This window comes from Streptosporangium sp. CA-115845 (genome assembly GCF_050943795.1).
Taxonomy (GTDB): domain Bacteria; phylum Actinomycetota; class Actinomycetes; order Streptosporangiales; family Streptosporangiaceae; genus Streptosporangium.
On the sequence record NZ_CP191988.1, the window covers coordinates 6,100,259 to 6,109,530 of the forward strand.

The 9,272-nt window shown below is 73.0% G+C and carries 4 protein-coding genes; all 4 read right to left on the minus strand.

From position 1 onward, the window contains the following. Positions 1 to 67: 67 nt before the first annotated feature. A complete protein-coding gene (locus ACQP0P_RS29715; protein WP_433360597.1) occupies positions 68 to 811 on the minus strand; it encodes a thioesterase II family protein in 744 nt (247 codons plus the stop codon). Beyond that, complete coding sequence (locus ACQP0P_RS29720) at positions 808 to 3,315, minus strand: cytochrome P450 (protein ID WP_433360600.1); 2,508 nt, start codon at positions 3,313 to 3,315, stop codon at positions 808 to 810. The genes ACQP0P_RS29715 and ACQP0P_RS29720 overlap by 4 nt, the downstream gene beginning before the upstream one ends. An 85-nt stretch (positions 3,316 to 3,400) precedes the next feature. After that, on the minus strand, positions 3,401 to 4,879 hold the full coding sequence (locus ACQP0P_RS29725) for an FAD-dependent oxidoreductase (RefSeq protein ID WP_433360603.1): 1,479 nt from the start codon (positions 4,877 to 4,879) through the stop codon (positions 3,401 to 3,403). Further along, entirely contained in the window at positions 4,876 to 9,267 is a 4,392-nt protein-coding gene (locus tag ACQP0P_RS29730) for a type I polyketide synthase (protein ID WP_433360606.1), read from the minus strand. The genes ACQP0P_RS29725 and ACQP0P_RS29730 overlap by 4 nt, the downstream gene beginning before the upstream one ends. Positions 9,268 to 9,272: the final 5 nt, after the last annotated feature.

Consider the following 9,272-nt stretch of genomic DNA (forward strand, 5'->3'; position numbering starts at 1 on the left):
CGAGTCCGGGCGGGCCGGTGTGCGGGTGTTCAAGCCACTGCGGTGACGCTGGGAGCCGTCCTCACCATCAGGTGAGGCGGGCGACGATGGTCTTCGCCACCTCCTCGCTCTGCTCGGCCAGATAGAAGTGGCCGCCGCTGAAGGTGACCAGCTCGAAGTCGCCGCTCGTGTGCTCGGCCCAGGCCTGCGCGTCGTCCTTGCTGACCCGGGGGTCGGCGTCCCCCACGAGGACGGTGATCGGGCACCTCGGCACCTCGCCGGGCCGCCACGCGTACGCCTCGATCGCCCGATAGTCGGCGCGCAGCGCGGGCAGGATCATCTCCGCCACCTCCGGGTCGTCGAACAGGCGGGCGTCGGTGCCGCTGAGCGTGCGTAGTTCGGCCAGCAGGGACCCGTCGTCCTGCCCACCCGGGACCTCCTGCCGCCGCCTGCTCGGCGCCCGGCGTCCCGAGGCGAACAGCCGTACCGCCTCCACGCCGTCCGCCTGGAGCCGCAACGACATCTCGTAGCCGACACCGGCCCCCATGCTGTGCCCGAACAACGCGACCGGCCTGCCGGCCGCCGCAGCCGTCACGACGGCGGTGATCTGGTCGGCGAGTACCCGGATGTCCTCGACGGCCCTCTCGCCGCGGCGTTCCTGGCGACCGGGGTACTGGACCGCGATCACGTCGAGCGCCGGGGCCAGCAGCTCCGACAGGCCGTAGTAGTAGGTCGCCGAGCCGCCCGCGTGCGGGAGCAGCGCCAGCAGTGGCCCCGTGCCGGGCCCCCGGTGGAAACGGCGTAGCCAGAGATCCGGGTCGAGCGCGGTCATCCGGCCACCACCGGGAGGGAGGCAAGGCCCCGGATGACCATGCCCTCGGTGTGCTGCGGGCCGGGGTCGGCGATGGTGAGGTCCAGCTCGGCCAGCCGTCCGATCACGGCCTGTGCGGCGAGGCGGGCCAGCGGCGCGCCGAGGCAGAAGTGGATGCCGTGCCCGAAGCCGAGGTGGCGCGCCGCCGCCGGGCGGGCGAGGTCGAGTCGGTCCGGCTCGTCATAGGCGACCGGATCGCGGTTGGCCGCGCCCAGCACCAGCAGCATCGACTCGCCTTGCTGGATCGGTGTGTCACCGATCACCGTGTCACTCAAGGCCGTCCGTGAGATCACCTGGGCGGGCGCGTCGTACCTGATCAGTTCCTCGACGGCGGGCCCGATCCGGTCGGGGTTGGCGCGCAGCCAGGCAAGCTGGCCGGGCTCGCGCAGCAGCGCGAGCATGCCGTTGCCGATCAGGTGCACGGTGAACGCGTACCCTGCCGAGACCAGCAGCGTGCAGGTGGTCACCAGCTCGGTCTCGGTGAGCCGGTCGCCTTCCTGCTCGACCGCGACCAGCTTGCTCAGCAGGTCGTCACCGGGTTCCTCGCGGCGCTGCGCGGCCAGCTCGGTGAAGTACTGGTTGAACTGTTCCCGCGCGCCCTGCCGCTGCGCGACCTGGGCCCTGGTGAGCACGAAGTCGGGGTCGAGGCCCCGTCCGATCGCCGCCGACCAGCCGCGGAAGCGATCCATGTTCTGCTCCGGCACACCCATCAGCTCGCCGAGCAGCAGCGCCGGAAGAGGATGGGCGATGGCGTCCATCAGGTCGAAAGAGGATCCGGCCGCGGCCAGCAGCCGGTCGGTGAGTTCGATGGCGCGCGGGCGGAGCCGTTCGACGACGCGGGCGGTGAACGCCCCGCTCACCAGCGATCGCAGCCGGGTGTGGTCGGGCGGGTCCATGAAGATGAACTGGCGCACCGGCCTGCCCTCGGGATCGCGGCCGAAGTGCTCGGCCACCGCCTGGCCGTCTCCCCAGCCGATGAGCGGGTCTCGCAGCGCGTCCGATACCTCGCGGTGACCCGTCACGGCGATCATGCCGCCCGGAGTTCGGATGACCGGGCCGTTCTCGGCGATCCGCCGGTACACCGGGTACGGGTCCGCGCGGAACTCCGGATCGAAGGGGTTGAACGGCAGCATTCTGCCGATGGCGTACTGGCCGGGATTGGCCGGGATCGTGGGCGGCGGCTGCTCTGGCAGCTCGGGCGGGTCGGCCGGGGTGAGGCCGCCGTAGGTGACAGGCAGGCGCAGGATCACCGTGTGCTTGTTGCTGCTGGCCCACCTCACAGGACCGGCCGTGCTCAGCTCGCCCACCCGGTCCAGCAGGGCCTCCAGGACCAGCCGTAGTTCCAGCCGGCCCAGGCGCTCGCCCATGCAGCCATGGGTGCCGAACCCGAACGCGAGGTGGGGGTTGTGCTCGCGGCGGATGTCGAAGGTGTGCGGGTCGGCGAAGACCTCCTCGTCCCGGTTGGCGGAGGCCCACCAGAACGTCACCTTCTGCCCGGCCTTGATCTGCATGCCGCCCACCTGCACGTCACGGGTGGCGGTACGCCGGTTGTACGGTGTCGGCGACGACCAGCGCAGCATCTCCTCGATCGCGCCCGGGATCAGCGAACGGTCCTCGCGCAGCGCCTTCCACTGGCCGGGATGTTCGGCCAGGGCCAGCAGGCCATGCGCGATCGCATTGCGCGGCGGCTCGGAGCCGGCGCCGAGGATCAGGTTGAAGAACACCTCGCGCTCGTAGCCCGACAGGGACCGCTCCCCCTCAGGCAGTTCGCCTGTGGCGACCAGCGAGAGCAGCCCGGGGCCCGGCTCGGCGGCGAGTGCCTTGAGTGCTCCGCTGCCGTACTGGTAGAGCCCGAGCCGCGACATCTGCGAGCGCTCGGTGTCCTCGCCGACCTCGCGGTCGTCGAAGCCCATGCTCACGTCGGCCCACGCGTGCAGGACGGGCCAGTCACGGCGGGGCACGCCGAGGGTCAGCAGCGCCGTCTGGATCGCGAACGGCCCGGCGATGTCCACCATCAGGTCGCCCTTGCCGTCCGCCACGGCCTGGGCGACCAGGTTCTCCGCGATGGCGCGCAGCTCCGGCTCCAGCGAGGCGACCGTCTCACCGTCGACCGAGGGGCTGACCAGGTCTCTGAGCGCCTGGTGCCGGGGGTCGTCCATCATGTTCAGCATGGTCCCCGCGTGGACGCCGGGCGCGAGGTCGTCGATGTGGGTGCCGCCGCCGGCCCGGCCGCCCCCGCCCTGGGAGGAGAACGCCGGATCAGCCGCCGCGGCCCGGATGTCCGCGTAGCGGCTCAACACCCAGAACCCCTCCCCGTCGGCGGTGGTGCCCGGCGGATGGAAGAAGACCGGCGCCTCCTCGCGCAACCGGGTGAAGACGTGGTGAGGAAACCCGTCGCCGAACCGGCTCTGGTCAGAAAGGTCGAACCCGTCGAGTACGGGGGGAAGCTCTTGCTGTTCGGTCATCGAATCTCCTTGAGCGTGGAGACCCCCGCTTTGAGGCGTGGGGAGGAAACGCGGCACGGCGCCGCGGGGAAGGGAGGAGAGGAAGTCAGGATTGTCCCTTCACGTGGTGCGAGGCGTCGGGGGCGAGCCGCTCCAGAGCAATGGCGGCATGCGGAAGTGCGGTGGCCGGGCCACTCGCGCCGACGAAGCCGTCCGGACGGAGCAGCACGAACCCGTCGACGGCGCCCGGCCGGTGGTGATGGGCGACCAGTTCGGGCAGCCGGTCGGCGAGCGCCTGCCCCTGGCTCCTGGCCCGGCCGCCGTCCGGCCCGGTGGTGATGAGCTGGAAACGGTCGGCGGCGTCGGGTTCGAGCGCCCACTCCGGCCGGCGGGTACCGGGTTTGGGCAGCCCCGGCGGCACCTTGCCCGCGGCCGGGATCAGCGTGTCCGGATAGGTGATCAGCCGGCCCGACAGCAGCGGCGGCATCCGGCGGCCGAGCACGCCGGTGCGGTGCATGAGTGTCATGACGAGGTCGCGGATCCGGTGCGCGACCGGGCTGAGCACCGCTTGCCTGGCCATCCGGCCGGTCGCCTGCACGGTCTGCTCGGCGGCGGCGCGGCGCTCGATGTGGTAGCTGTCCAGGATGTCCGGCGCGTACCTGCCGTCAAGGACGCCGGCCAGCTTCCACGCCAGGTTCTGTACGTCTCCGAACCCGAGATTGAGCCCCTGCCCGCCGACCACGGAGTGGACGTGCGCGGCGTCACCGGCCAGGAAGCAGCGACCGGCCCGCAGCGGCGAGGCGATCCGCTCGTGGCTGGTGAACAGCGTGTTCATGGTCAGGTCGGTGAGCCGCAGGCCGCCCGGCCCGCGCTCGTCCAGGAGGCGCTGTCCCGTCTCGGCGGTGAGCTCGGTGCCGTCGGGGACCGCGCCCGAGATCCGTACCCGGCCGCCGGGCAGCGGCGCCACGAGCACCACCCCGGCCCGGCCGAGGTAGTAGTTCACCGCTTGCGTGTCGTAGTCGCCCTCCAGCCGGCCTTCGGCGAGGAGGAAGGTGATCGGCAAGGGCGCGCCGGTGAAGTCCGCGCCGATCAGGTCCCGTACGGTGCTGCGGAAGCCGTCGGCCGCGATCAGCCACTCCGCTTCCAGCGTCGTCTCACGGCCATCCGCGCCGCGGGCGTTCACGGTGATCGAGTCCCGATCCTGGGTCAGGGCCACCACCTGCAGGCCGCGCCGTACCTCGCCGCCGAGCCTGTGCAGCTCTTCCTGCAGCAGCTCGACAGTGTCCTGCTGCGGCAGGATGAGCGGCGACATGGCCAGGGCGAGCGGCAGCCGCAGCGTGGTGCCGCCGACGTGGTAGCTCAGCGCGTCGACCGCCACGCCACGTTTGCGGGCCTCCTGCAGGATGCCGAGGTCACGGTAGATCTCCAGAGACGGCGGCCACAGCAGGATGGCGCGGGATCCGGCGCCGGGATCCGGCGCCGCGTCCACGATGTCCGCTTCGACACCACGGCGGCGGAACTCACATGCCGCCAGCAGCCCGACGGGCCCGGCTCCGACGATCAGGACTTTGCCGCGCTGGTTCATCGGTCGTGCTCCTTCAAAATCCGCTCAAGGTGCTGAGCGAGACGGCGTGGGGTGGGATGTTCGAAGACGAGGTCGGGAGGCAGGCGGTGGTCCACGATCCCGCCGAGGGCGTTGCGCAGCCTCAGCCCGGTCAGTGAGTCGAAGCCGATGTCGGTGAAGCGGCTGTCGGCGTCGATGTCGGCGGGGTTGTCGTAGCCGAGGACGGCGGCGGCGTGGCCGCGGACAAGGGTGATCAGGCTCTCCTGGTCGAGGGCGCCGATCTGCGCGGCGGTGTCGCCCGCGGTGACGGAGCCGCGCGGCCGAGCCTCGTCCAGATCGGCGATCAGGGGACGGTGGCGGGCCGCGGCGTAGGCGGAGGTGAACCGGGGCCAGTCGAGATCGGCGATCGCGGCAGTACCGCCGGCGCCCGCTGCGGAGAGCTCGCGCCGTAGCGCCTCCAGAGCGGGGCCGGGCCGCATCAACGCCACGCCCTGGCCCTCCAGGCGCGTGCCCCGCTCACCGTTGTCGGGTTCGAGCCAGGGCCCCCAGGCCACCGTCATGACGGAACGGCCGAGAGCGCGCCGGCGCCCGGCCAGCGCTTCTATCTCCGCGCCCGCCGCGGCGTATGCCGCCTGGCCGACACCGCCGAACGTGGCCGCGATCGTGGAGAACAGCACCAGGTCCGTCTCGGTGGCTTCGCTGAGCGCCCTGGCCTCGGCCGCGTTGGCGACCAGGACGCGTTCCAGCCGGTCGAGGGTGAGCCCGGCCAGCGTGCTCTCCTCCAGATGGTCGGCCGCGTGCACCACCAGGGACGGCTGGTGTTCGGCGACCAGCCGGGCGGGCGCGGCCGGGTCCGAGGGGTCGACGACGACGACGGTGATCCGCTCCCCCAGGTCCGCGACCGGTTCGTCGGCGACCAGGACGACCCGGTCGGCGCCGGAGTCGGCCAGCCAGCCGGCGAGGTGTGGTCCGTACGGGCCGGATCCGCCGTTGACCAGGACAGTGCCGCCGGCCTGCCACACCGGCGCCGCGTGCGGCGCGTGACTCAGGCGGGGGACGAGCAGCGTGCCGCCGCGCACCGCCACCTGGTCCTCGCCGCCGGGCGGTCCCGCGAGCGCGCGGGCGAAAGCGGCGCGCGCCCGCTCATCCAGCCGTTCCGGCACGTCGATGAGGCCGCCCCACAGCTCGGGCCGCTCCAGCGCGAGACACCGTCCCAGACCCCAGATCCGGGAGCGGGCCGGATCCCCGGCGACGCCGCCCGCGTCGGGAATCGCGCCTTGAGTGACGAGCCACAGGGGTCCGCGGTCGAGGCCGCCGGGCTGGGCGAGCGTCAGCGTGGCGGTCAGGCCCCGGCTCAGCGCGGGATGTTCCGGATGTGCGGACTCGTCCAGGGCCAGCAGCGACACCACTCCCGTGTACGCCCCTGGCCGCGCCTCGCTGCTCGTCTCGACCTTGGCACCGTGCTCGACGAGGGCGGCGACGACGTCCTCGACCAGTTCGTGCCGTTCGTGAGCCGCGGGGACGAGCACCTGCCAGGTGCCGGACAGTGCAGGCACCGAAGCCGCCGCGGGCATGGGCCGCCAGTTGAGCCGGTAGCGCCACGAGTCGGCCCCGCCGGTGGCCGGTCTGCGGGGTGCGAGCCAGAAACGCCGTGGTTGGAAGGCATACGTCGGCAGATCGATCGGGGGTGCGGGCGCAAGGACGGCCTGCCAGTCGACCCGTGCCCCGTGCGTGTGGGCCTCGCCGAGCGCTGTGAGGAAACGACGCAGGTCGCCCGAGTCGCGGCGCAGCGTGTCGAGCACGGCGGCAGGTGAGCCCGCCGCCTCCGCCGTCGCCGCCACGCCCGCCGTCAGCACGGGGTGCGGTCCGGGCTCCACGAAGAGGGTGGCGCCGTCGGCGAGCAGCGCCCGGATCGTGTCGGCGAAGCGGACACGATCGCGCAGGTTCCGCCCCCAGTAGTCGCCGCCGAGTTCACGGCCGTCGAGCGACCCGCCCGTGACGGAGGAGTAGAACGGGATCCGCGCCGTGCCGGGCGTCAGGCCGGCGAGTTCGGCGACCAGCCGGTCCCGGGCGGGCTCGACGTACCGGGAGTGGGCCGCGTAGCCGACCTCGATGCGGCGGGCCCGCACCCCGGCGGCCTCGCACTGGGCCAGCACCTCCGCCAGCGGCCCCTCCTCTCCTGCCACGGTCGTGTAGCGCGGCCCGGTGTCGGCGGCGACCGTCACCAGATCGCCCCAGCGCCGCTCGACCTCGTCGGCGGGCAGCGTGATCGCGAGCAGTCCGCCTGCGCCGCCCGCCTCGGCCATCAGCCGGGCGCGCAGCGCGACCACCCGGGCGCCGTCGTCCAGGGACAGCGCGCCGGCGACGGTCGCGGCGGCGATCTCTCCCTGCGAGTGCCCCGCCACGGCGTCGGGGACCACCCCTGCCGCCCGCCACAATCCGGCGAGCGCCACCATCATCGCCCACAGCACCGGCTGTGCCACGTCGTCGCGACGCAGGTCGGGGGCGTTCGGGCCACCGTCGAGGGCTTCGGTCAGAGACCAGTCGACGTACGGCGCCAGGGCGTCGGCGCAGCGACCGATCTCCTCGGCGAACACCGGAGAGGAACGCAGCAACTGCCGGCCCATCCCCGCCCACTGCCCGCCCTGCCCGGAGAACACGAACGCGACCTGCGCCCCCGGCTGGGTCCTCCCCCGCACGAGCCAGGCGGCGGACTCTCCCGCCGCCAGCGCGTCGAGACCGCGGGCGAAGTCGGCCGGCTCGGCGCCGACCAGCACCGCACGATGGTCGAGCGCGGCCCGCGTGGTCGCCAGCGACCAGGCGACCTGACGAACGTGGGTGATCCCATCCGCCCCCGAGGGGGCAGGCGGGCCTTCGGCGTAGGGGCGCAGGCGGGCGGCCTGGGCGCGGAGTGCGGCTTCGGATCCGGCCGACAGCAGCCACGCGACGGCTGTTCCCCCGGCGACGCCCGTCGTGGGCTCGGGCTCCGTGCTGAGCTCCGGAGGTGACGCGGATTCCAGGATGACGTGAGCGTTGGTGCCGCTCACGCCGAACGCCGAGATTCCCGCCCGGCGCGGCTCGTCCGTGTCGGGCCACGGCCGAGCCTCGGTAAGCAGGGCGACGTTGCCGCGTGACCAGTCGACCCTGGGTGTCGGCTCGTCCACGTGCAGGGTGGCGGGCAGCAGGCCGTGCCGCATCGCCTCCACCATTTTGATCACCCCGGCCACCCCGGCGGCGGCCGCGGCGTGCCCCAGGTTGGACTTGATCGATCCCAGCCACAGTGGCCGGTCCCGGTCCTGGCCGTAGGTCGCGAGCAGCGCCCGTGCCTCGATCGGGTCGCCGAGCGCGGTCGCCGTACCATGGGCCTCGACGGCGTCGACCTGGGAGGGCGTCAGCCCCGCGGTGGCGAGCGCGGCGCGGATCACTCGCTCCTGGGCGAGGCCGTTCGGCGCGGTGAGGCCGTTGGAGGCGCCGTCCTGGTTCAGTGCGCTGCCCCGGATCACGGCGAGAATCCGATGCCCGTTGCGGCGGGCGTCGGAGAGCCGTTCGAGCAGCAGCAGGCCCACGCCCTCGGCCCAGCCTGTGCCGTCGGCGGAGGCGGCGAAGGACCGGCAGCGGCCGTCCGGCGACAGCCCTCGCTGCCTGCTGAACTCCACGAACCCGGAGGGAGTGGACAGCACCGACACACCGCCCGCCACGGCCAGAGTGCACTCCCCCTGCCGCAGCGACTGTGCGGCCAGGTGCAACGCCACCAGTGAGGAGGAGCAGGCGGTGTCGACGGTGAGCGCCGGCCCCTCCCACCCCAGGCTGTAGGCGAGCCGGCCTGACAGCACGCTCGCCGCCACCCCGGTCAGCAGGTAGCCCTCCAGCTCGTCAGGGACGGGGTCGAGCAGTGTGGCGTAGTCCTGGTTGTTGGTGCCGACGAAGACACCGGTCCGGCTGCCGCGCGTCGACTCCGGATCGAGGCGGGCGCGTTCGAGCAGCTCCCAGGAGGTTTCGAGCAGCAGCCGCTGCTGCGGATCCATGGCCAGGGCCTCGCGCGGGGAGATGCCGAAGAAGGCCGCGTCGAAGTCGCCCGCGTCGTCGAGGAACCCGCCCTGGACGACGTACGTGGTGCCGGGATGGTCGGCGTCGGGGTGGTACAGGGACTCGAGGTCCCAGCCCCGGTCGGCGGGGAACGGACCGATCGCGTCCACCTGCCCGGCCACGAGCTTCCACAGGTCCTCGGGCGTGCGTACGCCCCCGGGGTAACGGCAGCTCGCCGCGATGATCGCGATCGGCTCGCGTTGCCGTTCCTCGGCCTCACGGAGCCTGCGGCGGGTCTCATGCAGCTCCAGCGTGGCCCGTCTGAGGTAATCACGCAGCTTGTCCTCGACCGACTCTCCGGTCGGCGCGGCGCCAGCGGTCACCAATC

What these genes read in the sequence shown, in the direction of transcription:
- ACQP0P_RS29715 (WP_433360597.1), bottom strand. Translation starts at nt 811, where the DNA reads ATGACCGCGCTCGACCCGGATCTCTGGCTACGCCGTTTCCACCGGGGG.
- ACQP0P_RS29720 (WP_433360600.1), bottom strand. Translation starts at nt 3,315, where the DNA reads ATGACCGAACAGCAAGAGCTTCCCCCCGTACTCGACGGGTTCGACCTT.
- ACQP0P_RS29725 (WP_433360603.1), bottom strand. Translation starts at nt 4,879, where the DNA reads ATGAACCAGCGCGGCAAAGTCCTGATCGTCGGAGCCGGGCCCGTCGGG.